Raw genomic sequence first — 22830 nt, 5'->3', positions numbered from 1 at the left:
CCGCTTGCTTACGGAACCGGAACCACGCACATGCCCTCATCGACATCACGCATCGTTTTCATCGGCTCGGCCGCCCTCCTCTCCCTTCTGCTCGGCGCTTGCGGCAAGGACGACGACAAGAAGAAGAACGCACCGGCGACGCCGGCGTTGACCGTCACCACCGCGCGCCCATCCACGGCGAGCCTGCCCGTCAAACTCGGCGCCAACGGCAACGTCGCGGCCTGGCAGGAAGCGATCGTCGGCAGCGAGTCGGGCGGGCTGCGCCTGCTGGAAGTGCGCGTCAACGTGGGCGACGTCGTCAGGAAGGGCGAGACCCTGGCCGTGTTCTCGGCCGATACGGTCAACGCCGACGTCGGCCAGGCGAAGGCGGCGCTACAGGAAGCGCAGGCGAATGCCGCCGAGGCGGCCGCCAACGCCAGGCGCGGCCTGGCGCTGAAGAGTTCCGGCGCGCTCAGCGAGCAGCAAGTCACGCAATACCTCACCGCGGAGCGCACGGCCGCGGCGCGCGTCGCGGCGGCAAAGGCCACACTCACCCAGCAGCAGCTGCGCCTGCAGCACACGCAGGTGCTTGCGCCCGACAGCGGCATCATCTCGGCGCGCAACGCCACCGTCGGCGCCGTGGTCGGCGTCGGTACCGAGCTGTTTCGCCTGATCCGCCAGGGCCGCCTCGAGTGGCGTGCCGAACTGCCGGCATCCGATATCGGCCGCGTGCAACCGGGCGCACGCGTGCGCGTCAAAGGGGCGAACGGCAGCGAAGTGCTGGGCAAGGTGCGGACCGTGGCGCCGACGGTCGATGCGCAGACGCGCACGACGCTGGTTTATGTCGACCTGCCGCCTGCGCTGTCTTCGAACGCGCCGTTGAAGGCCGGGATGTTCGCCGGCGGCGAATTCGAACTCGGCGCCTCGAACGCGCTGACCGTGCCGCAGCAGGCGATCGCCGTGCGCGACGGGTTCAGTTATGTCTTCCGCCTGAATCCCGACAGCCGCGTCAGCCGGGTCAAGATCGACACCGGCCGCCGGCTGGGCGAGCGGATCGAGGTCGTCTCCGGGCTGGCGGCCGATACGCCGATCGTGATCCAGGGCGCCGGCTTCCTGAACGACGGCGACCTGGTACGGAATGTACCCGCGCCGGCCGCCGCCCCCGCCAAGGTCGCGACCCGCTGAGGACAGGATCATGAATTTTTCCGCCCTCTCGATCCGCAATCCGGTTCCCGCCATCCTGCTGTTCGCCCTGCTGACGCTGGCCGGCCTGCTCGCCTTCAAGGCCAACAAGGTCCAGTTCTTCCCCGATATCGAACTGCCGATCGTGACCGTCACCGCCACGCTCGACGGCGCCGCCCCGGCCCAGCTGGAAACCGAGGTCGCGCGCAAGATCGAGGATTCGGTCGCCACCCTGCAGGGCGTCAAGAATATCCATACCAAGGTGCTCGACGGCGTGGCCACGGTCACCGTCGAATTCATCCTCGACAAGAACCTGTCGGACGCGGAGAACGACGTGCGCGGCGCCGTCTCGCAGGTGCGCGCCGACTTGCCGGGCGAGATGCGCGAGCCGAGCGTGACCAAGGCCGCCACCGCCGGCCGCTCGATCCTCACCTTCACCGCCTCCGCCAGACCGGGCACCAACGGCCTCGATGACCAGGAACTGTCCTGGTTCGTCGACAACACGGCTGCCAAGCGCCTGCTCAGCGTACCGGGCCTGGGCGCCGTGAAACGGGTCGGCGGCGTCGACCGCGAAGTGCGGGTCGAACTCAACGACGCGCGCATGGCCGCGCTGCGGGTGTCGGCGCTGGACGTGTCGCGCCAGCTGCGCAACGTGCAGCGCGAGGCCCCGGGCGGACGCGGCGACGTCAGCGGCGCCGAGCAGTCGGTGCGTACCCTGGCGACGGTGGCCAGCGCGCAGGAGCTGGGGCGCATGAACATTCCGCTGCCGGACGGGCGCCGCGTGCGCCTCGACGAAATCGCCACCGTCAGCGACACGGTCTCCGAGCAGCGCGCACTGGCCGAGCAGGACGGCAGGAAAGTCGTCGGCTTCGAAGTCTTCCGCACGCGCGGCGCCAGCGAGACCGAAGTCGCCGCGGGCGCGCGCGCCGCCGTCGCCGAGCTGCAGAAGGCGCATCCGAACGTGGTGCTCAAGGAAGTCGTCGACAACGCCGAGCCGGTGCAGGAAAACTTCGACGCGTCGATGGAGATGCTCTACGAAGGCGCGGCGCTGGCCGTGCTGGTGGTGTGGTGGTTCCTGCGCGACTGGCGCGCGACGCTGGTCGCCGCGGCCGCGCTGCCGCTGTCGGTGATTCCGGCCTTCCTTGGCCAGTACCTGTTCGGCTACACGCTGAACATGGTGACCTTGTTGTCGCTGGCCCTGGTGGTCGGGGTGCTGGTCGACGATGCCATCGTCGAGATCGAGAACATCGCGCGCCACCTGCAGCTGGGGAAAACGCCGATGCAGGCGGCATTGGAAGCGGCCGAGGAAATCGGCATGGCGGTGATTGCGACCACCTTCTCGCTGGTGGCGGTGTTCCTGCCGACCGCCTTCATGGGCGGCATCCCGGGGCGCTTCTTCAAGCAGTTCGGCTGGACCGCGGTGCTGGCGATCCTGGCCTCGCTGCTGGTGGCGCGCCTGCTGACACCGATGATGGCGGCCTACATCATGAAGCCGGCCAAGGCGCACGCCGAACAGGATGGCGCCATCATGCGGCGCTACATGGCGACCATGCAGTGGTGCCTGCGCCACCGCGGCATCACGGTCATCGCCTCGCTGCTGTTCTTCGCCGGCTCGATCTCGCTGGTGGGGCTGCTGCCGACGGGCTTCGTGCCGCCGGCCGACCGCGGCCAGACCATCGTCAACGTCGAGCTGCCGCCCGGTTCGACGCTGGCGCAAACCCATGGCGTGGCCGAACAGGCGCGCCTGGTGGCGATGCAGGTGCCCGGTGTGAAGAGTGTCTTCAGTTCGATCGGCGGCGGGTCGAGCGGCGACGCGTTTGCGCCCGGCGCAGCTGCCGAAGCGCGGCGCGCGGTGCTGACGGTGACGACATCGCACCGCCGCGAGCGCGACGAATCGCTGCCGGAACTCGAGCGCCAGATCCGGACACGCTTGTCCGCCATTCCGGGTGCGCGTTTCTCGGTCGGCCAGGCCGACACCGGCGGCAAGCTGCAGCTGGTCCTGCGCAGCGAAGACCCGCTTGCCCTGGCCACCGCCGCCCAGCGCGCCGAGCGCGAACTGCGCGGACTGCAAGGCATCGGCAACGTCAGCTCGAGCGCCTCGCTGGTGCGTCCCGAAATCATCGTGCGCCCGGACTTCGCGCGCGCGGCCGATCTCGGCGTCACCGCCGCCGCGATCGGCGAAACGGTGCGCGTGGCCACGGCCGGAGACTATGAGCAGGTGCTGGCGAAGATGAATTTGCCGGAGCGCCAGGTGCCGATCCGGGTAAAACTGCCCGACGCCGTGCGCGCCGACCTCGATGCGATCGGACGCCTGACGGTGCCGGGCAAGAACGGTCCGGTGCTGCTGTCGACCGTGGCCGACATCACGATGGAAAGCGGTCCGGCCGAGATCAGCCGCCTGAACCGCAGCCGGAATGTCACGCTCAACGTCGAACTGGGCGGACGCACGCTGGGCGAGGTCAACGCCGAAGCGCGCGCCCTGCCCGCTTTCAAGACGCTGCCGGCCTCGGTCCAGATCGCGGAACTGGGCGATGCTCAGGAGATGCAGGCCCTGTTCGCCAGCTTCGGTGTCGCGATGGCGATCGGCGTGCTGTGCATCTATGGCGTGCTGGTGCTGCTGTTCCACGACTTCATGCAGCCGATCACGATTCTCGCGGCCCTGCCGCTGTCGATCGGCGGGGCCTTCATCGCCCTGCTGCTCACCAGGAGCGCGCTCTCGATGCCGAGCATGATTGGCCTGATCATGCTGATGGGGATCGTGACGAAGAATTCGATCCTGCTGGTCGATTATGCGATCCTTGCGCGCGAGGCGGGCATGCGCCGCTTCGAGGCCCTGGTCGACGCCTGCCACAAGCGCAGCCGGCCGATCATCATGACGACCATCGCCATGGGCGCCGGCATGATGCCGCTGGCCCTGGGCTTCTCGGGCGACCCGAGCTTCAGGTCGCCGATGGCGATTGCCGTGATCGGGGGGCTGATCACGTCCACCTTATTGAGCCTGCTGGTGGTGCCGGCGGTGTTTACCTATGTCGACGATTTCAAGGGCTGGCTCGATCGCGGGGTGCGCAGGTTGAGGAAGCATCCGAAGGAGCCGGTGCGGGTGAGCGAGCCGTCGGCGATGAAGTGAATCGCCGGCGTTATCGGCCGTCGTCCGGCGTGCCACATCATTGATGGTGCACGCGTGGGCATGCCCACCCTACGTTATGCGACGGCCGCAATGCTTGCCTGAAACGGTAGTGCACCGTAGGGTGGGCACTCGTGCCCACGCGTTACGTGCGCCAAACAAAAACGCCGGCACGGATGCCGGCGTTGTCCTTACTGCCTGAATGCTCAGGTCAAAATCGCGATCAGGATAATGATCGGAATCGGAATCCCCACGAGCCACAAAAGAATCGAACGCATACCGTGCTCCTTGATTTAACGATGGGACACGCCGGCAAGGCCGTCGCGCAGTTTGCCGCCGAGGGTGGCGCACCAGCTGGCGACGAAGGCGCCGATCAGCAGGGCGACCGTCAGCCAGAGTGCCGTGCCGGCTGCTGCCTTGCGCGCGGTGTCGGCGGCTTCCCTGGCGGTGGCCTTGGCTTTGGCAGCGGCGGCGGCGCCACGGGCATAGACGTCATCGACACGCTTCTCGGCCGCGGCCTGGTCGAGGCCGGTACGGGCAGCGATGCGCCTGGCGAGATAGGCGCGGTCGTCGGCGGCCAGGCTGCCGTTCTTGATGCTGTTGGCGAGGATGCGCATGGTTTCCTGGCGCAGCTCGCCGCTGCCGCCGGCCGCATCAGGCTTGTCGGTACGCAGCATCATGTCCGAGAAGTAGTCGAGCGGGTTGGCGCCGGCGCTGTCGCCGCCGTCTTTCGCCGCGGCAGCCGTTGCCGCCGCGCCGCTGGCCAGCGTCGCCTTCGCCACGCCGGCGCCGGCGTCGACTGCCGTGCCGGTCATCTTGCTGATCACGCTAGAAAACAGGGCCGCGGCCAGCATGGTCGACACCGCCCAGGTCAGCAGGCCGTGCGCGGTATCGCGGAAATACACTTCATCGGTATGGATGCTGGCCCACTTGGTACGCAGGCGGCCAGCCATATAGCCGCCGATGGCCGAGGCCGCCAGCTGGGTCAGCGTGAGCCAGAGGATGGCACCGATGCCGAAGGCAACGCCGCTGTTGTCGGACCAGGGCGACGCGGCGGAGAGGCCGAGGCCGGAGCCCAGCAGGTACAGCACGAGCGACAGCGCCGTGGCGGCGGCCGCGCCGGCCAGGATCGCGCCCCAGGAAACGCCTGAGCGCGCAGTTTCGACCGCCTCGATCCCTTGGGTAGGGACGTGCGTCGTCGAACTCGATGATTGAGCTTGCATAAGTTCCCTCGTTGTTTTTATTCGTGGAACCGGACCCCGGCCGAACGTCGTGTCGGCCGGGATGCGTCCGGTGAAGCGCTACTGATTAGTAGTCGCGGCGGCGGCTGCCGCCCAGCAGCTTGGCCAGGATGTAACCGGCGCCGAGGGCGATTGCCACGGCGGTACCCGGCTTGTTGCGCACGTATTCGCGGCCCGAATCAGCCAGTTGCTGGTAGGTGTCGTTCATTTGTGCGGAACGGTTGCTCAACTGCTCCGATGCGCCGCTGAGCAGGCCGCTCAGCTTGTCGACGCCGGCGTGGGCCGAGGAAACGACACGGTCGACCATCGGCTGGGCTGCCTCGGCGGCCTTGTCGATCGTCTTGTGCATCTCTTCCGGCTTCATTGCGGCCATCATGCCCTCTTTCGAGGACGAATCGCTGCCGGTGCCCGAGCTGGCGCCGGTCGAGCCGCCCTGTGCCCCCGAGGACGACGAACCGCCCGTCGAACCCGAACCGCCGGTCACGGACGAGCTGCCCAGTGCGCCGGTGCCCGACGAGGAGCCGCCCATGGTGCCGGTGCCCGACGACGAGCTGCCCATGGCGCCCGAGGACGTGGTGCTCGAGCCGGTGCTCGACGAACCGGTGCTCGACGATCCCGAGGTACCCGACAGCGACGAACCCGACGAACCGCCCAGGCCGCCGCTGCTGCCTGCTGCGCTCGAACCGCCGGTGGCGCCGGCGTTGCCCGAGCTGCTTGCGCCGCCCATGGCGCCCGAACCCGTGGACGGGCTGGTGCTCGACGACGAGCCGCCGCTCATGCTGCCCGACGAACCGGCGCTGGCCGACGAACCGGTGCTGCTCTTGTTCAGGCTGCTCGAGCTGTCCTTGCTCTGGCTCGACTGGTCTTTACCCATGCTGTTGCCGCTGTTTTGCTTGCTCGCGTCAACGCCTTTTCCCTCGCTCGACTTCTGATTATCCATGACTTTTGTCCTTGTAAAATGTAGACCAACGCGGAGTAGACCGGTACCCGACCATCACCACATTCTTCCTCGATTCCGCTCGAAACAAAACGGAGGCGCGAAAATGAACTGCGCTATATCAATGGATCATTCGGATCATGCCTTCGGTCAAGGATTTGCATCGATGACCTCAAACAACATGAAAAGTTCCGTCAACAAGCCACGTCACTTTCGCATCCCGTTTTGCAAGAGTACGCCCAAGCGGCATACCGCACGATTGCAGCTGTCGGGTTACCACGTGCGATACAAAAAATATAACGAATGGGGTAGCAGGACCGTGCGTTGACTAACAGAGCTACCGGATCGGTGAGGTCCGGAGGGAAATAGAAGCGAAAGCCGGCGTGTTCGCCGGCGTTTCGATGAGTAGGGGAAATTAATGGGTATTACTGGAAAGCCTGGACTGAACTACCCGGCAGAAAAAGAAAAAGCCCAGCAGAAGCTGGGCTTTTTCTTTGTATCCTTGGTGCCGCTGACCGGAATCGAACTGGTGACCTTCGCATTACGAATGCGCTGCTCTACCGACTGAGCTACAGCGGCTCTACGCGGGCAAACCCGACGAAGAGCCGTATTCTAGCAAACAACACGTCAAACTTGCTAGTCCGACTCTGCAATTTCTCGCCGGATTTGCCAATAATTCACTTACTCGGCGTGGTAGCGGGTCACCAGCTCGACTTCTTCCTTCGAACCCAGGAAGACCGGCACGCGCTGGTGCAGCTTGTGCGGCTGGATGTCCATGATGCGCCCGCTGCCGTTCGTGGCGGCGCCGCCGGCCTGCTCGACGATCATCGCCATCGGGTTGGCTTCGTACATCAGGCGCAGCTTGCCCGGCTGGGACGGATCGCGCATATCGGCCGGATACATGAAGACGCCGCCGCGGTTCAGGATGCGGTGCACGTCGGCCACCATCGAAGCGATCCAGCGCATGTTGAAATCCTTGCCGCGTGGACCGGTTTTACCCGCCAGCATTTCGTCGATGTAGCGCTGGACCGGCGGCTGCCAGTGGCGTTTGTTCGACATGTTGATGGCAAATTCCTTGGTCGCCGCGGGGATCTGGATGTTGCTCTGGGTGAGCACCCAGGAGCCTTGTTCGCGGTCGAGCGTGAAGCAGTGCACGCCCTGCCCCGTGGTCAACACCAGCATCGTTTGCGGACCGTAGACCGCGTAGCCGGCGGCAACCTGTGCCGAGCCGGGCTGCAGGAAGGCTTCTTCGGTCGGTTCGCCCATGCCTTCCGGGGCTTTCAGCACCGAGAAGATGGTGCCGATCGAGACGTTGACGTCGATGTTCGACGAGCCGTCGAGCGGATCGAAGAGCAGCATGTACTCGCCCTTCGGGTAGCGGTTCGGGATCGGGTGGATGCTTTCCATCTCTTCCGATGCCATCGCCGCCAGGTGGCCGCCCCACTCGTTGGCCTCGAGCAGGATCTCGTTCGAGATCACGTCGAGTTTTTTCTGCACTTCGCCCTGGATGTTCTCGGTGTCGGCGCTGCCGAGGATGTCGCCCAGCGCGCCCTTGCTGACTTCATAGCTGATGCGCTTGCAGGCGCGGGCCACGACCTCGATCAGGAGGCGCAGCTCGGCCGGGATGGAATTGTGGAGGCGTTGCTGCTCCACCAGGTGTTGCGTGAGACTGACGCGTTTCATGAACTTCCTTTGCTTGGATTGAATCGTTTTAGTTGGCGAGCGCTTTGCCGACGACTTCGCGCACGTCATTGGAAAGACGCTGCTGTCCGGCGACCTGCTGCAGCGCCTTCTTCATGTGTTCCTGCAACTCCGGCGTGTAGCGGCGCCAGCGGTCCATGGCGCGCGCCAGGCGGCTCGCCACTTGCGGGTTCAGTGCGTCGAGCGTGATCACCTGCTCGGCCCAGAAGGCGTAGCCGCTGCCGTCCGGTGCGTGGAACTGGACCGGGTTGCCGGCGCAGAAGCTGGAAATCAGGCTGCGCGCGCGGTTCGGGTTGCGCAGGTTGAAGGCCGGGTGGCGCATCAGGCTGCGGACAGCGCCCACGTCGGTGGTCGCCGCCGACGCTTGCAGCATGAACCATTTGTCGATGACGAGTGCTTCGTCCTCGAATTCGTCGTAGAAACGCTGCAAGGCCGCTTCCGCGCCTGGTGCCCGTGCATGGATCAGCGCGCTCAGGGCGGCGACGCGGTCGGTCATGTTGCCGGCCTCGTCGAATTGCTGCTGGGCCAGTTGCAGACCCTCCTCGTCCTGGGCCGCGGTCAAATACGCCAGGCACAGGTTTTTCAGGGCGCGTTTGCCGGCGGACAGCGCATCCGGGCTGTATTCGCCCGGCGTCTGGTTGGCCTGGTATTGCGCCAGCAACTCCGTGCGCAGGCGGGCGCCGATATTCGCGCGCATGAACTGGCGCGCCAGGTGGATCGACATCGGATTGACGACCTCGATCTGCTCGGCCACCATGCCCTCCGACGGCAGCAGCAAGGCCTGTTCGCGGAAGGCGGGATCGAGCGCCTCGTCGCTCAGCATCTTGCCCAGCGCCAGCAGGAAGGTGTCGTCCAGCATCAGGGGCGCGCCGACGCCGGCTTCGCCCGTCAGTTTCAACAGACGGCCCATCGCCAGGCGCTGGCCGGCTTCCCAGCGGTTCACGGCATCGCTGTCGTGGCTGAACAGGTGCAGCAAGTCGGCGTCGCCATAATTAAAGTCGAGAATGATCGGCGCCGAAAAATCGCGCAGGATCGATGGCGTCGGCTGCTCCTGCACGTTTTCGAAGACGAAGCTCTGCTCGGGTTCGGTCAATTCCAGGACCGTCGTGGGGCCGGCATCCTTGCCGCCGATGATCAAAGGCATGTCGCGCCCGTCCGCACCCAGCAAGCCGACGGCGATCGGGATGTGGAAGGGGAATTTGCTGGTCTGGCCCGGGGTTGGCGGGCAGGACTGGAACAGGGTGATCGTGTAGGTCTTGTCGACCTCGTCGTAGCGGGTTTCGGCACGCACGACGGGCGTGCCGGCCTGGCTGTACCAGCGCTCGAACAGGCTCAAATCGCGGCCGCTCGCATCGGCCATGGCGCGGCGGAAATCGTCGCAGGTGACGGCCTGGCCGTCATGGCGCTCGAAATACAGGTCCATGCCCTTCCTGAAACCTTCGCGGCCCAGCAGGGTCTGGTACATGCGCACGACTTCGGCGCCCTTCTCGTACACGGTCACCGTATAGAAATTGTTGATCTCCACGAAGGAGTCGGGACGCACCGGGTGGGCCATCGGGCCGGCATCTTCCGGGAACTGGGCCTGGCGCAAGGTGCGAACCTGGTCGATGCGCCCCACCGCCCGGCCGCTCTCGGTGCCGATCATGTCGGCCGAGAATTCCTGGTCGCGGAACACCGTCAGGCCTTCCTTCAGCGACAGCTGGAACCAGTCGCGGCAGGTGACGCGGTTGCCGGTCCAGTTGTGGAAGTATTCGTGACCGACGACCGCTTCGATGCCCTGAAAATCGATATCGGTGGCAACGCGCGGATTGGCCAGCACGAATTTCGTGTTGAAGATATTTAAACCCTTGTTTTCCATCGCGCCCATGTTGAAGTCGCCGACGGCAACGATCATGAAGCGGTCCAGGTCGAGTTCCAGGTTCCAGCGTTCCTCGTCCCAGCGGATGCTGTTCTTGAGCGACTGCATCGCGTAATCGGTCTTGTCGAGGTTGCCCTCCTCCACCCAGACCTGCAGCAGGGCGTCGCGGCCGTCTTTCAGGCGGAAGGTTTCTTCCTGGCAGACTAGGCGCGCGGCAACGAGCGCGAACAGGTAAGACGGTTTCCTGAAGGGGTCTTCCCACTTGGCATAGTGGCGGCCGTCGCCCAGTTCTCCTTCTTCGACCAGGTTACCGTTCGACAGCAGCACCGGGTATTTTTCCTTGTCGGCGCGCAGCATCACGGTGAACACGGCCATCACGTCCGGGCGGTCCGGGAAATAAGTGATCGCGCGGAAGCCCTCGGCCTCGCATTGCGTATAGAAACTGCCGTTCGAGGTGTACAGGCCGCTCAGGGTCGTGTTCTGTTCCGGCACGCAGATCGTCTCGATCTCAAGCGTGACTTCCTCCGGGGTATCCGGAATCGTCAGCAGGCTGCCTTCGATGCGGTAATCCTTTTCGCTCAGGGTGTTGCCGTTCATGCGCAGCGCCACCAGCTCCAGGTTCTCGCCGTAGAGCTCGATTTCGCGCTGGGCACTGTCGGGGTTGCGCCGCATCGTCATCCGGTTGGCGACGATGGTGCGCGCGGGATCGAGGTCGAAGCCGAGTTCGACGGTGTCCACGAGGTAGCTGGGCGGGGTGTAGTCTTTCCGGTAAATCGTCTGGGGCGTGTCGGTGCGCATGGGATGTCCGAAAAATACAGTCGAAGAAGCTCTTATTTTACCAACAAGGGTCCACCGGGTTCGCGCGATTTCCCGGGAGCGAAATGTGTCTTCAAATGTGTCCTCATGTGGCGTTCGTAACCGTGTGTAAATTTATCTGAGAGAATTACGGAAAAGGCGCAATCTGACGCTGGGCAAAGTCCGTACAAATATTTGGAGATGAATTGCATGAAACGCTTGTTCGCAGTCACAGTTGCGCTCACGGCGCTGCTGCTTGGCGGGTGTGCCACCACCATCCGCTCCGACGTCACGACCTTCCACCAGTGGCCGGCCCAGATCGAGGACAAGAGCTATGTCTTCGACGCACCGCCGAGCTTCGACAATACGCTCGAATACCAGAGCTACCAGAACCTGGTGCGCGGGCAATTGGCCCAGCTTGGTTTCCGCGAGGCGAATGGCGGCGCGGCAGCGCTGAAAGTGACGATGCGGTTTACGACCACTGACGTACCGGTGCGCGTGGTCCAGCCGGCGATGCCGATGTTTTACGACTACCCGTACTACCGCTTCGGTCCGCGCTATAGCCCGCGCTTCGGCCCGCGCGGCCGCTTTGCCGGCTGGTACCACCCGTTCTACGATCCGTTCTGGAGCCCATTCCCGGCCTATGAGGTGTCGATCGAGCACCAGTACCGGCGCGAACTGCAGGTGTCGATCAAGGACAAGGGCGACAAGCGCCTGTTCGACGTCACCGTGCACAACGTGAGCCGCGAGCTGTCGACCCCGGTCGTGATGCCGGCCCTGGTGCAAAGCGCGTTCACGGGTTTCCCGGGGCCGAACGGCGCGTCGCGGCTGGTGGAGCTGCAGCGCAAGGAGGGGTGATGCGCAGCCGGCAGTGAAGCCGGCATCAATAAAAACCCGGGGCCAGCGCCCCGGTTTTTTTATGGTCCTTACGAAAAATACGCCTCGGAAGCGAACGTGATCGCCACGATCAGCAGGACTGCCAGCACCAGCACGATCAGCAAGCGCCCGAACTTCGGCGCGCCGACCGTGTCCGGCTCCTGCGGCTCGTTATCGTCGCTGAACTCCCTCATGGCAGCAGGATGGTCGAGCCGGTCGTGCGGCGTGCTTCGAGCGCGATGTGGGCCTGGGCGGCGTCGGCCAGCGGAAAGCGCTGGCGGATGTCGATTTTCACTTTGCCGCTTTGGACCATGCCGAACAGGTCGGCCGCGCGTGCCTCGAGCTCGGGACGGGTGGCCACATAGGCCGCCAGCGAAGGCCGCGTGATGTAGAGCGAACCACGCGAGGCCAACTCGCCCAGCGAGAACGGCGGCACCGCGCCCGACGAATTACCGAAGCTGACCATCAGCCCGCGCGGCTGCAGGCAGTCGAGCGAACGGGTAAACGTGTCCTTGCCGACGGAATCGTAGACGACCGGCACTTTCTCCCCGTTCGTGATGTCCAGCACGCGCGCCACGATGTCCTCATCGTTGTAATTGATGACGTGGGCCGCGCCCGCCGCCTTCGCCAGCTCCGCCTTTTCCCTGGACCCGACCGTGCCGATCAGGTTCACGCCGAGCGCACGCGCCCACTGGCAGGCGATCAGGCCGACGCCGCCGGCCGCCGCATGGAACAGGATGGTCTGGCCGGGTTTCACTTCATAGGTGCCGTTGAACAGGTACTGGACCGTCAGGCCCTGCAGCATCATGGCCGCCCCGGTCTCGAAATCGATCGCGTCCGGCAGTTTGACGAGGATGTCGGCCTGCATGATGCGCAGCTCGCTGTAGGCGCCGTTCGGCCGGCCGGCATAGGCGACGCGGTCGCCCGGCTGCACGTGGGTGACGCCCTCCCCGACGGCCTCGACTACGCCGGCGCCTTCCTGGCCCAGCCCCGAGGGCAGCGGCATCGGGTACAGGCCGGTGCGGAAATAGACGTCGATAAAATTCAGGCCGATCGCATGCTGGCGCACGCGCGCCTCGCCCGGTCCGGGCTCCCCTACCTCGACGTCGACGTATTCCAGTACTTCCGGCCCGCCGGTGCGGGTCATGCGGATTGCCTTGGCCATCATGCCTGTTTCTCCTTGTTGGTAGTGAGGATCAGCCCGTCCAGCACCAGATGGGCCGTGGATACGTTGGTCGCGCAGGCGATGTTGTGGACGTCGCAGGCGCGCACCAGGGCGTTGATATCGGGTTCGTGCGGTTGCGGGGTCATCGGGTCGCGCAGGAAAATCACGCAATCGATGTCGCCGGTGACGAGCTGGGCGCCGATCTGCAGGTCGCCCCCGAACGGACCGGAATGCTTGCAGTCGACCACGAGGCCGAGTTCGTTGATCAGGCGCGAGCCGGTGGTGCCGGTGGCGGTCAGCGTGCAGCCGGACAGGAAGTCCCGGTATTGCCCGGCGAGCGTGATCATGTCGTCCTTCTTCTTGTCGTGGGCGATGAGCGCGATGCGTGGTTTCATTTGTTGTCCGTCTCTTTCCTATTTTTTCAGCGAAAGCAGCGCGATGCCTGCAAGCACCAGCCCGGTGCCGGCCAGCTGCACCGTGGTGACGGGCTCGCCCAGCACGAGAAAGCCCAGGAACAGGGTCGACACCGGGCCGATCATGCCGGCCTGGGAAGCGGTGGCGGCACCGATGCGCCCGACCGCGGCCATGGTCATGAACACCGGGAGGATAGTACAGAAAACCCCGTTCACGAGCGAGAGGCCATACACCGGCAGCGGCTGCACCAGCAGTTCGACCGGGCGCAGGATAAAAAATTGCGCCAGGCAGGCGACGCTCGAGACGCACATCGCATACGCCACCAGGCGCAGCGAACCGATGCGGCGCACCATCTCGCCCGTTCCCAGCAGGTAGAGCGCGTAGCACACGGCCGAGCCGAGCACGAACAGCGCACCCAGGGCCGTATTCCCGGCCTGCCCGCCGGAGAGATCGTGCAGGAAGACCAGCACGATGCCGCAATACGAGAGCCCGAGCGCGCCCCACTCGGCCGCGCCGATCCGGCGTTTGAAAAAGGTGGCGGTGATCACCAGCACGAAGGTCGGCGTCAGGAACAGGATCAGCCGTTCGAGTCCGACCGAAATGAATTGCAGGCCGAGGAAATCGAGGTAGCTCGACAGGTAGTAGCCGACCAGGCCGAGCCCGACGAGGCGCCAGCGGTCCGCCGGGCTGAGCGGCGCTTCGGTGCGCATCTTCCACAGCGCGACGCCGGCAAACACCGGAAGCGAGAACAGCATTCTGAAGGCGATCAATGTCACCGCATCGATGTGGTATCGGTACAGCAGTTTGGCGACCACGGCTTTCGTGGAAAACAAAACAGCGCCACCGATGGCGATCGCCAGGCCTGCGACAAAGGCAGGTCGTGGTATGGAGGTTGCAGTCGTGACGGGTTCAGGCTGGGTCATCCGACGATTGTACGACCAAGCACAGAATCGAGCTCGGCAGCACCCCGGAACGCAAGGGCTCGTTCGTAGTCCAACCTCGACAGTCATGATCGATGAGGAGGGACAATGCCGTACCGGAGCAGGCAAGGGCCGCCAGGCCATCCATGGCCGCCAACGCGGCCACCGAGCGGGCAGGCCGGCCCGGGAGCATCCCGATGAGCGCCCTGATCCGCATCGATTCCCAGCCCGGCCGCGAGCGGCCGCTCGTCATCGCCTGCCTGGCGATGCTGGTGGCTATCTGCTGGGCCTGCCTGGTGTTTCGTGCCCTGCGCATCGCGGCCTTCGATGCAGCGCTGGCGGACACCCTGCTCAACCCGTCCCTGCCGGGCAGGGCACTGAGCGCCCTGCCGCCGCCCTACCGTGCGCCCGAACTGGTACTGGTGCTGGCGACCTGGGGCGCGATGCTCTCGGCGATCACCTTGCCGGCGGCCACCCCGGTCATCCTGCTGTTCGCCCACATCACCCGGGTGGCGCACTCGGTGGCACAGCCGGTGCCGCAGTTGGCTCGCTTCCCGCATGTCGGGACCTTCTTCTTCGTCCTTGGCTACCTGGCCGTGTGGAGCTGCTTCGGCGCCCTTGCCACGCTCGCGCAATGGGTGCTGCACGACGCCGGCGCCCTCGATACCGGCATGGCCTTCGCCAACCCGAGCGCCGGCGGCCTGGTCCTGGTCGCGGCCGGGGTCTATCAGTGGACGCCCGCCAAGCACGCCTGCCTGCAGCACTGCCGGGCGCCGCTCTCCTTTGTGGTGACGGGCTGGCGGCCGGGCTGGCCCGGCGCCCTGCGCATGGGCGCCATCCACGGCCTGCACTGCGTCGGCTGCTGCTGGCTGCTGGTGCTGCTGCTGTTCGCGGCCGGCGTCACCCACCTCGGAGCCCTGCTCGCCCTCGCCGGGCTGGTCCTGAGCGAAAAGCTGTTGCCGGGAGGTCCGGTGGCTGCCTGTGTCAGCGGCCTGGCGCTTGTTGCGTGGGGAACGCTGTTGTTGTTTCCATAATGCGAGAGCGCCTGACAAACCAAACCGACGCCCGCTAGGCGAGCGTGCTCAGGGCAAGTCGCACCATCGAAGACAGTACAACTGTCCGGCAAGACGGTGCAACGCAGCCATGGGCATTTTGTCAGGCGCTCCAGGGGCTTTGGCGGACGGGGCGCATGCTAGAATGTCGGCCATTCTTGCATACCGTCTAAGGAATTCTCGACATGGCTGGACACAGCAAATGGGCCAATATCAAGCACAAGAAAGCCGCGACTGACGCCAAGCGCGGCAAGATCTGGACCCGACTGATCAAGGAAATCACGGTCGCCGCACGCATGGGCGGCGGCGACATCGACGCCAACCCGCGCCTGCGCCTGGCGGTCGACAAGGCGGCCGACGCCAACATGCCGAAGGATAACGTCACGCGCGCGATCCAGCGCGGCTCGGGCAGCCTGGAAGGCGTGAACTACGAAGAAATCCGCTACGAGGGCTACGGCATCGGCGGCGCGGCGATCATCGTCGACTGCATGACCGACAACCGCGTGCGGACCGTGGCCGAAGTGCGCCATGCCTTCAGCAAATTTGGCGGCAATATGGGCACCGAGGGTTCGGTGGCCTTCATGTTCAAGCACACCGGCCAGTTCCTGTTCGCGCCGGGCGTGGACGAGGACAAGCTGATGGAAGCGGCGCTGGAAGCCGGCGCCGAAGACGTGGTGCAGGACGAGGAAGGCGGCTTCGAAGTGCTGTGCGATCCGTTCGCCTTCTCGAACGTCAAGGATGCGCTGGAAAAGGCCGGTTTCAAGGCCGAAGTGGCCGAAGTCATCATGAAGCCCGCCACCGAAACGGAGTTCACCGGCGAGGACGCGATCAAGATGCAAAAGCTGCTCGACGCGCTGGAAAACCTGGACGACGTGCAGGAAATCTATACCAATGCCGTCATCGACGAGCAATAAGCTGACGAATCAGTAATATTAAGCGCGAGCACCCTATGAAGATCCTGGTAGTCGGCTCTGGTGGCCGTGAACATGCCCTGGCCTGGAAACTGGCCCAATCCGAACGCGTCCAGATGGTGTATGTCGCACCGGGCAATGGCGGCACCGCGGTCGATCCACGCCTGGTGAACGTCGAGATCACGGACCCGGCCGCGCTGGCCGATTTCGTCGTCGCCGAACACATTGCCTTCACCCTGGTCGGTCCGGAAGGGCCGCTGGCGGCCGGCATCGTCAACCTGTTCCGCGCCCGCGGCCTGAAGATTTTCGGGCCGACGCGCGAAGCGGCGCAACTGGAAAGCTCGAAGGACTTCGCCAAGGCCTTCATGCAGCGCCACGGCATCCCGACCGCGAAGTACCAGACTTTTACGGATGCGGCGCAGGCCCATGCCTACATCGACGCCAACGGCGCGCCGATCGTCATCAAGGCCGACGGCCTGGCGGCCGGCAAGGGTGTGGTGGTCGCGATGTCGCTCGAGGAAGCACACGCTGCGGTCGACCACATGCTGTCCGATAACGCCTTCGGCGACGCCGGCGCGCGCATCGTGATCGAGGAATTCCTGGCCGGCGAGGAGGCGAGCTTCATCGTCATGTGCGACGGCAAGCACATCCTGCCGATGGCGACCTCGCAAGACCACAAGCGCCTCAAGGACCACGACGAAGGCCCGAACACGGGCGGCATGGGCGCCTATTCCCCGGCACCGATCGTGACTCCGGCGATGCATGCGCGCGTGATGCGCGAGATCATCAACCCGACCATCCAGGGCATGGCCAAGGACGGCATCGTGTTCACCGGCTTCCTGTACGCCGGCCTGATGATCGATGCCGAGGGCAATCCGCGTACGCTGGAATTCAACTGCCGCATGGGCGACCCGGAAACCCAGCCGATCATGGCGCGCCTGAAAAGCGACTACCTGACGGTGCTGGAACACGCCTGCAACGGCACCCTCGACGCCGTCGAACTCGAATGGGACCGCCGCACGGCAGTCGGCGTGGTGATGGCCGCCGCGGGCTATCCGGACAGCCCGCGCAAGGGCGACGTCATCGAGGGCATCCCTGCGGAGACGCCGGAATGCGTGACCTTCCACGCCGGCACCCAGATCGTCGGCGGCACCCTGCAGACCAATGGCGGGCGCGTGCTGTGCGTCGTCGGCCTGGGCGACAGCGTCAAGATGGCGCAGAAGCAGGCGTATGAGGGCGTCGAAAAGATCCACTTCGATGGCGCCCAGTTCCGGCGCGATATCGGGTGGCGCGGGATTAAATAAGCGCATCTCGATTTCGGAACCGGTGTACCGCGTGGGCTCAAGAGCCCACCCTACGACGGCAGTGCACCGTAGGGTGGGCACTTGTGCCCACGCGGTCGCCCATGTGAACAGCCACCGGCTTTCGCCACTGCCCCCCGCCGCAGTGTACAATCCCCCTCTTATTTTTCCGCCGCCGATCTCGTCCGACATGTCCACGCCCTCCCCTTCCGCCATCAAAGCCTGGCTGCTCGACCTGCAGCAACGCATCGTCGCGGGCCTGGAAGAAGTGGACGGCAAGCCGTTTTTGAGCGACAGCTGGGAACGTCCGGAAGGCGGCGGCGGCCTGTCTCGGCTGATCGAGGAAGGCAATGTGCTGGAGCGCGGCGGGGTGAATTTCTCGCACGTGACCGGCACGAATTTACCGCCGTCGGCGGCGGCGGCCCGTCCGGAACTGGCCGGGCGCGCCTGGGAAGCGATGGGTGTCTCGCTGGTGCTGCACCCGCGTAACCCGTACGCGCCGACGGTCCACATGAACGTGCGCTTTTTCGAAGCGACGGCCGAGGGCAAGGAGCCGGTCTGGTGGTTCGGCGGCGGTATGGACCTGACGCCGTATTACGGCAACGTCGACGACGCGCGCCACTTCCACCAGGTCTGCCACGACGCGCTGACGCCGTACGGCGCAGCGCTGCACGGCCGTTTCAAAAAGTGGTGCGACGAGTATTTTTATATCAAGCACCGCAAGGAAGCACGCGGCGTCGGCGGCATCTTTTTCGACGATTTCAATGAACTGCCCTTCGACGAAGCCTTCGCCATGGTGCGCAGCGTCGGCGACGGTTTCATCGACGCCTACCTGCCGATCCTGCAACGCCGCAAGGACACGCCGTATGGGGAACGCGAGCGCGACTTCCAGGCTTACCGGCGCGGGCGCTATGTCGAGTTCAACCTGGTGTGGGACCGCGGCACCCATTTTGGTTTGCAGTCGGGCGGACGCACCGAGGCGATCCTGATGTCGCTGCCGCCGATCGTGAAATGGCGCTACGACTGGCACCCGGAACCGGGCAGCCCTGAAGCCGCGCTGTACACCGACTTCCTGCCGCATCGCGACTGGCTATCTCAGTGACCGCCTGCATCGCCCTGCTCGGGGGCAGTTTCGACCCGGTCCACCACGGCCATGTTGCGCTGGCGCGGCTGTTCTGCGCGTTGCTGCATCCCGATGCGCTGCACGTGCTGCCGGCGAAACCGTGGCAGAAATCGTCCCTGCGGGCGAGCGACGAAGCGCGCGTGGCGATGCTGGAACTGGCCTTTCGCGATAGCGGCCTGCCGGTCGTCATCGATCAACGCGAAATCATGCGCGGCACCCCGACCTACACGGTCGAGACGCTGCGCGGCCTGCGCGACGAACTCGGGCCGGATGCATCGATCGTGTTCCTGATGGGCGCCGACCAGTTGCAAAACCTGGACAGCTGGCGCGACTGGCAACAGCTGTTCGCACTGGCGAACATCGGGGTGGCCGCGCGGCCCGGCTATACCCTGGAACAGGAAGCGCTGCCGCCCGCGGTAGCGAAAGAAATGGCGCCGCGTTTGGCGTCACCGGAACAAGTGCGCACCACGCCAGCCGGCCTGGTGTGCCTGGCGCATACCCTGGCGGTCGATATCTCGGCCACCCAGGTGCGCGCCCTGCTGCGCGCGGAGGGCGATTCGTGTACTGACGCAAACTCGCTCGTCCCGCCGGTAGTGCTAGACTATATTCAACAACATCATTTATACAAGAACTAATGGATATCAAAAAACTGCAAACGGTCGTCGTCGACGCCCTCGAAGACGTCAAGGGCCAGGAGATCATGCTGTTCGATACGACCGGGCTGACCAGCCTGTTCGACCGGATTGCGGTCGTCTCGGGTACGTCGAACCGCCAGACGAAGGCGCTGGCCGCTTCGGTGCGCGACAAGGTCAAGTCGGCAGGTGGCGACGTGGTCGGCATGGAAGGCGAGGACACCGGTGAATGGGTGCTGGTCGACCTGGGCGACATGATCGTCCACATCATGCAGCCGGCGATTCGCCAGTACTACCGCCTCGAGGAAATCTGGGGCGAAAAGCCGGTCAAGCTGGGCGCCGCCAAGCGCAAGTCGACCGCCGAAGCGCTTGACGCCGCCGAGCCGAAAGTAAAATCGAAGCACCTGGCCGCGAACCAGGACGCACCGGAAGTCAAGCCTGTCAACGAGCGTAAGCCTGCGGCCAAGCGCGCAACGGCCGCCAAGGCCAGCGCCACCGCTGCGAAACCGGCGGCGAAGAAGCCTGCCGCCAAGCCTGCGTCGAAAGCCATCGGCAAGACCATCAAGGTCGCGCCGAGCAAGAGCGAAATCGCCGCCGTCGAAGCGACCAAGGCCAAACCGCCGAAACGCAAGGTCGCAGCCCCGGCAAGCGAAAGCGGCGAACCGGTGAAGAAAGTCATCAAGCGCGTCGTCAAGAAGGCCGCCGAGTAATTAACCAGTCAGCTTCATGCAACTGATCATCGCCGCGGTCGGCCATAAAATGCCGGCCTGGATTGAAACCGGTTTCGCCGAGTACACGAAGCGCATGCCGCCCGAGCTGCGCATCGTGCTCAAGGAAATCAAGCCGGTCGAACGGTCCGGCAGCAAGACGGCCGCCACCGCGATGGCGCTCGAACGCGAACGCATCGAAGCGGCATTGCCGAAAGGCGTGCGCATCATTGCGCTCGACGAGCGCGGCAAGGATTTGACCAGTGTCGGCCTGTCCCAGCAGTTGATGGGCTGGCAGCAGGACGGCCGCGATACCGCCTTCCTGATCGGCGGTGCCGACGGGCTCGATCCCGAACTCAAGGCGCGCGCCGAAGGTTTGATCCGCATTTCCAGCATGACCTTGCCGCACGGTGTGGTGCGGGTGATGCTGGCCGAACAGCTCTACCGCGCGTGGTCCATCACGCAAAACCATCCGTACCACCGCGTCTGACGGCATCCATCCCATGAAAGTGCTAGACAAGAAAATCTACCTCGCCTCGAAAAGCCCGCGGCGGCGCGAATTGCTGCGCCAGGTCGGCGTGGACTTCGACCTGCTGATGCTGCGCAGCGATCCTGCACGCGGCGCCGACGTCACCGAAGACGTGCGTCCTGGCGAGCCGGCGCACGAGTACGTGGTGCGGGTCGCTCTCGAGAAAGGCGCCTTTGCCTGGCGCGTGCTGCAGCAGCGCCGCCAGCCGCTGCGTCCGGTGCTCACGGCCGACACGACGGTGACGCTGGACGACGAGATCCTCGGCAAGCCTGCCGATCCGGCGGAAGCGACGGCCATGCTCGAGCGCCTGTCGGGCCGCACGCACCAGGTATTGACGACGGTCGCCGTGCACTTCACCGACATGGCCGAGCATGTGACGCAGGTATCGAACGTGCGCTTCGCCAGACTGACGCCCCAGGCCATCCGCGCCTACTGCGCCACGCCGGAGCCCTACGACAAGGCCGGCGCCTACGGCATCCAGGGGCTGGCCGCGCTGTTCGTCGAGCATATCGAGGGCAGCCATTCGGGCATCATGGGCCTGCCCCTGTTCGAGACGGCGGCACTGCTGCGCAAGGCCGGCGTGCTGATTTAAGCGTTCAACTAAATTGTTTGCAGACGTGTCAAGGGTGGACACGATGCGCATGATCACGCTCCGTAGCGCGTGGGCCCGGAGAGCCCACCCTGCAAACGCATACACCGGCTTAAGCCGGCGTTAACGTCCCCCAGTTCCCCGCCGCCGCCCTTGCCCAGCGTGTATCATGACACTCTGAACAATATCCCTGTGCGCAGCGTGCCATGAACGAAGACATCCTCATCAATATCACTCCGCAGGAAACGCGCGTGGCGCTGGTCCTGCAGGGCGCGGTGCAGGAGTTGCACATCGAACGCACGCTCACGCGCGGCCTGGCCGGCAACGTCTATTCGGGCAAGGTGGTGCGCGTGCTGCCGGGGATGCAATCCGCCTTCATCGACATCGGCCTGGAACGCGCCGCTTTCCTGCACGTCGCCGACATCTGGGAAGCGCGCCCGCACGATAATTCGAGCACGCCTCCCACCCCCATCGAAAAGCTGCTGTTCGACGGCCAGGTGCTGACCGTGCAGGTGATCAAGGACCCGATCGGCACCAAGGGCGCGCGCCTGTCGACCCAGATCTCGATCGCCGGGCGCATGCTGGTCTACCTGCCGCAGGACAACCACATCGGCATCTCGCAGAAGATCGAGAAGGAAGCGGACCGCGAACTGCTGCGCACGCGCATGGCGGGCCTGCTGCCGGCCGAGGAAAAAGGCGGCTACATCGTGCGCACCCAGGCCGAGGAAGCGTCCGATACGGACTTGGCCGCCGACATCGACTACCTGCGCAAAACCTGGGCCGCGATCCAGAACGGCGCCCGTACCCGTCCCGCGACGAGCCTGCTGTACCAGGATTTGAACCTGGCCCAGCGCGTGCTGCGCGACTTCGTGCACGACGAGACGGCGACGATCCAGGTCGATTCGCGCGAGAACCACGCCATGCTGGTCGAGTTCGCCAAGGTGTATACGCCGAGCGTGCTGGCGAGACTGCAGCACTACACGGGCGAGCGCCCGCTGTTCGACCTGTACGGGGTCGAGGAAGAGATCCTGCGCGCGCTGGGGCGCCGTGTCGACCTGAAGTCCGGCGGCTACCTGATCGTCGACCAGACCGAGGCGATGACGACGATCGACGTCAACACCGGCGGCTATGTCGGCGGCCGCAATTTCGCGGATACCATTTTCAAAACCAACCTGGAAGCGGCGCATGCCATTGCGCGCCAGCTGCGCCTGCGCAACCTGGGCGGCATCATCATCCTCGACTTCATCGACATGGAGAACACCGAGCACCGCAACCAGGTGCTCGCCGAGCTGAAGAAAACGCTGGCGCGCGACCGGACCAAGGTCTCGGTGAGCGGCTTCTCGGCGCTCGGCCTGGTCGAGATGACGAGGAAACGTACCCGCGAGTCGCTGGCCCACATCCTGTGCGAGCCTTGCCCCGCCTGCGCCGGCAAGGGTCAGGTCAAGACCTCGCGCACGATCTGCTATGAGATCCTGCGTGAACTGCTGCGCGAAGCCAAGCAGTTCAACCCGCGCGAATTCCGTATCCTCGCTTCCCAGGAAGTGGTCGATTTGTTCCTCGAGGAGGAATCGCAGCACCTGGCCATGCTGGGCGACTTCATCGGCAAGAAGATTTCGCTGCAGGTCGAGAAGGGCTATCACCAGGAACAGTACGACGTTATCCTGATGTAAGCGGTCGCCACGGCATGCGCCTCTTCGATGCGATCGATGGCGAACCATTCGGCGGCCGAGGGCTCAAAATGTCTGTCACAGTTGCGGTGTCACTGGCGTCCCGTGTTTGTTCTGCTTTTTTTGT

Annotated in this window: 20 protein-coding genes and 1 tRNA gene; 12 read left to right on the top strand and 9 right to left on the bottom strand. The window is 64.9% G+C overall.

Annotated features, from left to right (window positions below):
• Positions 1 to 30: 30 nt before the first annotated feature.
• Complete coding sequence (locus tag LPB04_RS09890; RefSeq protein WP_193688505.1) at positions 31 to 1164, top strand: efflux RND transporter periplasmic adaptor subunit; 1134 nt, start codon at positions 31 to 33, stop codon at positions 1162 to 1164.
• 10 nt (positions 1165 to 1174) lie between these two features.
• A complete protein-coding gene (locus LPB04_RS09885; RefSeq protein ID WP_193688504.1) occupies positions 1175 to 4288 on the top strand; it encodes an efflux RND transporter permease subunit in 3114 nt (1037 codons plus the stop codon).
• Positions 4289 to 4578: 290 nt separating this feature from the next.
• On the opposite strand, the gene LPB04_RS09880 is transcribed toward LPB04_RS09885, so the two are convergent.
• The 5 genes from LPB04_RS09880 to pepN form a co-directional block, all read right to left on the bottom strand.
• Positions 4579 to 5508: a hypothetical protein gene (locus LPB04_RS09880; RefSeq protein ID WP_227496689.1), complete on the bottom strand. Its 930-nt coding sequence runs from the start codon at positions 5506 to 5508 to the stop codon at positions 4579 to 4581.
• An 85-nt stretch (positions 5509 to 5593) separates the two neighbouring features.
• Entirely contained in the window at positions 5594 to 6466 is an 873-nt protein-coding gene (locus LPB04_RS09875; RefSeq protein WP_193688503.1) for a DUF883 family protein, read from the bottom strand.
• Between the two features lie 500 nt (positions 6467 to 6966).
• A tRNA-Thr gene (locus LPB04_RS09870) sits at positions 6967 to 7042 on the bottom strand.
• A 102-nt stretch (positions 7043 to 7144) separates the two neighbouring features.
• A complete protein-coding gene (locus LPB04_RS09865; RefSeq protein WP_193688502.1) occupies positions 7145 to 8146 on the bottom strand; it encodes a class 1 fructose-bisphosphatase in 1002 nt (333 codons plus the stop codon).
• A 28-nt stretch (positions 8147 to 8174) separates the two neighbouring features.
• Positions 8175 to 10820 (bottom strand): aminopeptidase N, encoded by a 2646-nt coding sequence (gene pepN / locus LPB04_RS09860; RefSeq protein ID WP_193688501.1) that lies wholly within the window; start codon positions 10818 to 10820, stop codon positions 8175 to 8177.
• 207 nt (positions 10821 to 11027) lie between these two features.
• On the opposite strand from pepN, the gene LPB04_RS09855 reads away from it, so the two are divergent.
• Positions 11028 to 11675, top strand: a complete 648-nt coding sequence (locus LPB04_RS09855; protein WP_193688500.1) for a DUF4136 domain-containing protein — start codon at positions 11028 to 11030, stop codon at positions 11673 to 11675.
• A gap of 68 nt (positions 11676 to 11743) precedes the next feature.
• On the opposite strand, the gene LPB04_RS09850 is transcribed toward LPB04_RS09855, so the two are convergent.
• The 4 genes from LPB04_RS09850 to LPB04_RS09835 are packed head-to-tail and all read right to left on the bottom strand — an operon-like array spanning position 11744 to position 14195.
• Entirely contained in the window at positions 11744 to 11887 is a 144-nt protein-coding gene (locus LPB04_RS09850; protein ID WP_193688499.1) for a hypothetical protein, read from the bottom strand.
• Positions 11884 to 12858 carry a quinone oxidoreductase family protein gene (locus LPB04_RS09845; RefSeq protein ID WP_193688929.1) on the bottom strand — a complete coding sequence of 325 codons (975 nt, stop codon included), beginning with the start codon at positions 12856 to 12858 and terminating at the stop codon, positions 11884 to 11886. Before LPB04_RS09845 ends, LPB04_RS09850 begins: the two co-directional genes overlap by 4 nt.
• Complete coding sequence (locus tag LPB04_RS09840) at positions 12858 to 13253, bottom strand: methylglyoxal synthase (RefSeq protein ID WP_193688498.1); 396 nt, start codon at positions 13251 to 13253, stop codon at positions 12858 to 12860. Before LPB04_RS09840 ends, LPB04_RS09845 begins: the two co-directional genes overlap by 1 nt.
• 18 nt (positions 13254 to 13271) lie before the next feature.
• Complete coding sequence (locus LPB04_RS09835) at positions 13272 to 14195, bottom strand: DMT family transporter (RefSeq protein WP_193688497.1); 924 nt, start codon at positions 14193 to 14195, stop codon at positions 13272 to 13274.
• Positions 14196 to 14338: 143 nt separating this feature from the next.
• Between LPB04_RS09835 and LPB04_RS09830 the strand changes: the two genes are divergently transcribed.
• From LPB04_RS09830 to rng, 9 genes are all read left to right on the top strand, one after another.
• On the top strand, positions 14339 to 15226 hold the full coding sequence (locus tag LPB04_RS09830; RefSeq protein ID WP_193688496.1) for a DUF2182 domain-containing protein: 888 nt from the start codon (positions 14339 to 14341) through the stop codon (positions 15224 to 15226).
• A gap of 203 nt (positions 15227 to 15429) precedes the next feature.
• Complete coding sequence (locus tag LPB04_RS09825; RefSeq protein ID WP_193688495.1) at positions 15430 to 16158, top strand: YebC/PmpR family DNA-binding transcriptional regulator; 729 nt, start codon at positions 15430 to 15432, stop codon at positions 16156 to 16158.
• Between the two features lie 35 nt (positions 16159 to 16193).
• Complete coding sequence (gene purD, locus LPB04_RS09820) at positions 16194 to 17459, top strand: phosphoribosylamine--glycine ligase (protein WP_193688494.1); 1266 nt, start codon at positions 16194 to 16196, stop codon at positions 17457 to 17459.
• 187 nt (positions 17460 to 17646) lie between these two features.
• Positions 17647 to 18558: an oxygen-dependent coproporphyrinogen oxidase gene (gene hemF / locus LPB04_RS09815; protein WP_193688493.1), complete on the top strand. Its 912-nt coding sequence runs from the start codon at positions 17647 to 17649 to the stop codon at positions 18556 to 18558.
• Complete coding sequence (locus LPB04_RS09810) at positions 18555 to 19214, top strand: nicotinate-nucleotide adenylyltransferase (protein ID WP_193688492.1); 660 nt, start codon at positions 18555 to 18557, stop codon at positions 19212 to 19214. The genes hemF and LPB04_RS09810 overlap by 4 nt, the downstream gene beginning before the upstream one ends.
• Positions 19214 to 19921 carry a ribosome silencing factor gene (rsfS, locus tag LPB04_RS09805; RefSeq protein ID WP_193688491.1) on the top strand — a complete coding sequence of 236 codons (708 nt, stop codon included), beginning with the start codon at positions 19214 to 19216 and terminating at the stop codon, positions 19919 to 19921. The genes LPB04_RS09810 and rsfS overlap by 1 nt, the downstream gene beginning before the upstream one ends.
• A 16-nt stretch (positions 19922 to 19937) precedes the next feature.
• Complete coding sequence (gene rlmH, locus LPB04_RS09800) at positions 19938 to 20408, top strand: 23S rRNA (pseudouridine(1915)-N(3))-methyltransferase RlmH (protein ID WP_193688490.1); 471 nt, start codon at positions 19938 to 19940, stop codon at positions 20406 to 20408.
• Between the two features lie 13 nt (positions 20409 to 20421).
• On the top strand, positions 20422 to 21039 hold the full coding sequence (locus tag LPB04_RS09795) for a Maf family protein (RefSeq protein WP_193688489.1): 618 nt from the start codon (positions 20422 to 20424) through the stop codon (positions 21037 to 21039).
• Between the two features lie 203 nt (positions 21040 to 21242).
• Positions 21243 to 22706 carry a ribonuclease G gene (gene rng / locus LPB04_RS09790; protein WP_193688488.1) on the top strand — a complete coding sequence of 488 codons (1464 nt, stop codon included), beginning with the start codon at positions 21243 to 21245 and terminating at the stop codon, positions 22704 to 22706.
• Positions 22707 to 22830 lie beyond the last annotated feature (124 nt).

This window comes from Massilia litorea (genome assembly GCF_015101885.1).
Taxonomy (GTDB): Bacteria; Pseudomonadota; Gammaproteobacteria; order Burkholderiales; family Burkholderiaceae_D; genus Telluria; species Telluria litorea.
The sequence above is the reverse complement of the archived record's forward strand: the minus strand, read 5'-3'. Positions and strand labels throughout refer to the sequence as shown.

Excerpts from the sequence above, each read along its gene's own strand:
- LPB04_RS09850 (WP_193688499.1), bottom strand. The coding sequence starts at position 11,887 with ATGAGGGAGTTCAGCGACGATAACGAGCCGCAGGAGCCGGACACGGTC.
- LPB04_RS09875 (WP_193688503.1), bottom strand. The coding sequence starts at position 6,466 with ATGGATAATCAGAAGTCGAGCGAGGGAAAAGGCGTTGACGCGAGCAAG.
- rlmH (WP_193688490.1), top strand. The coding sequence starts at position 19,938 with ATGCAACTGATCATCGCCGCGGTCGGCCATAAAATGCCGGCCTGGATT.
- rsfS (WP_193688491.1), top strand. The coding sequence starts at position 19,214 with ATGGATATCAAAAAACTGCAAACGGTCGTCGTCGACGCCCTCGAAGAC.
- LPB04_RS09830 (WP_193688496.1), top strand. The coding sequence starts at position 14,339 with ATGGCCGCCAACGCGGCCACCGAGCGGGCAGGCCGGCCCGGGAGCATC.
- LPB04_RS09840 (WP_193688498.1), bottom strand. The coding sequence starts at position 13,253 with ATGAAACCACGCATCGCGCTCATCGCCCACGACAAGAAGAAGGACGAC.
- LPB04_RS09865 (WP_193688502.1), bottom strand. The coding sequence starts at position 8,146 with ATGAAACGCGTCAGTCTCACGCAACACCTGGTGGAGCAGCAACGCCTC.
- pepN (WP_193688501.1), bottom strand. The coding sequence starts at position 10,820 with ATGCGCACCGACACGCCCCAGACGATTTACCGGAAAGACTACACCCCG.
- LPB04_RS09885 (WP_193688504.1), top strand. The coding sequence starts at position 1,175 with ATGAATTTTTCCGCCCTCTCGATCCGCAATCCGGTTCCCGCCATCCTG.
- LPB04_RS09795 (WP_193688489.1), top strand. The coding sequence starts at position 20,422 with ATGAAAGTGCTAGACAAGAAAATCTACCTCGCCTCGAAAAGCCCGCGG.
- rng (WP_193688488.1), top strand. The coding sequence starts at position 21,243 with ATGAACGAAGACATCCTCATCAATATCACTCCGCAGGAAACGCGCGTG.
- LPB04_RS09835 (WP_193688497.1), bottom strand. The coding sequence starts at position 14,195 with ATGACCCAGCCTGAACCCGTCACGACTGCAACCTCCATACCACGACCT.
- LPB04_RS09890 (WP_193688505.1), top strand. The coding sequence starts at position 31 with ATGCCCTCATCGACATCACGCATCGTTTTCATCGGCTCGGCCGCCCTC.
- LPB04_RS09845 (WP_193688929.1), bottom strand. The coding sequence starts at position 12,858 with ATGGCCAAGGCAATCCGCATGACCCGCACCGGCGGGCCGGAAGTACTG.
- LPB04_RS09825 (WP_193688495.1), top strand. The coding sequence starts at position 15,430 with ATGGCTGGACACAGCAAATGGGCCAATATCAAGCACAAGAAAGCCGCG.
- LPB04_RS09855 (WP_193688500.1), top strand. The coding sequence starts at position 11,028 with ATGAAACGCTTGTTCGCAGTCACAGTTGCGCTCACGGCGCTGCTGCTT.
- hemF (WP_193688493.1), top strand. The coding sequence starts at position 17,647 with ATGTCCACGCCCTCCCCTTCCGCCATCAAAGCCTGGCTGCTCGACCTG.
- LPB04_RS09880 (WP_227496689.1), bottom strand. The coding sequence starts at position 5,508 with ATGCAAGCTCAATCATCGAGTTCGACGACGCACGTCCCTACCCAAGGG.
- purD (WP_193688494.1), top strand. The coding sequence starts at position 16,194 with ATGAAGATCCTGGTAGTCGGCTCTGGTGGCCGTGAACATGCCCTGGCC.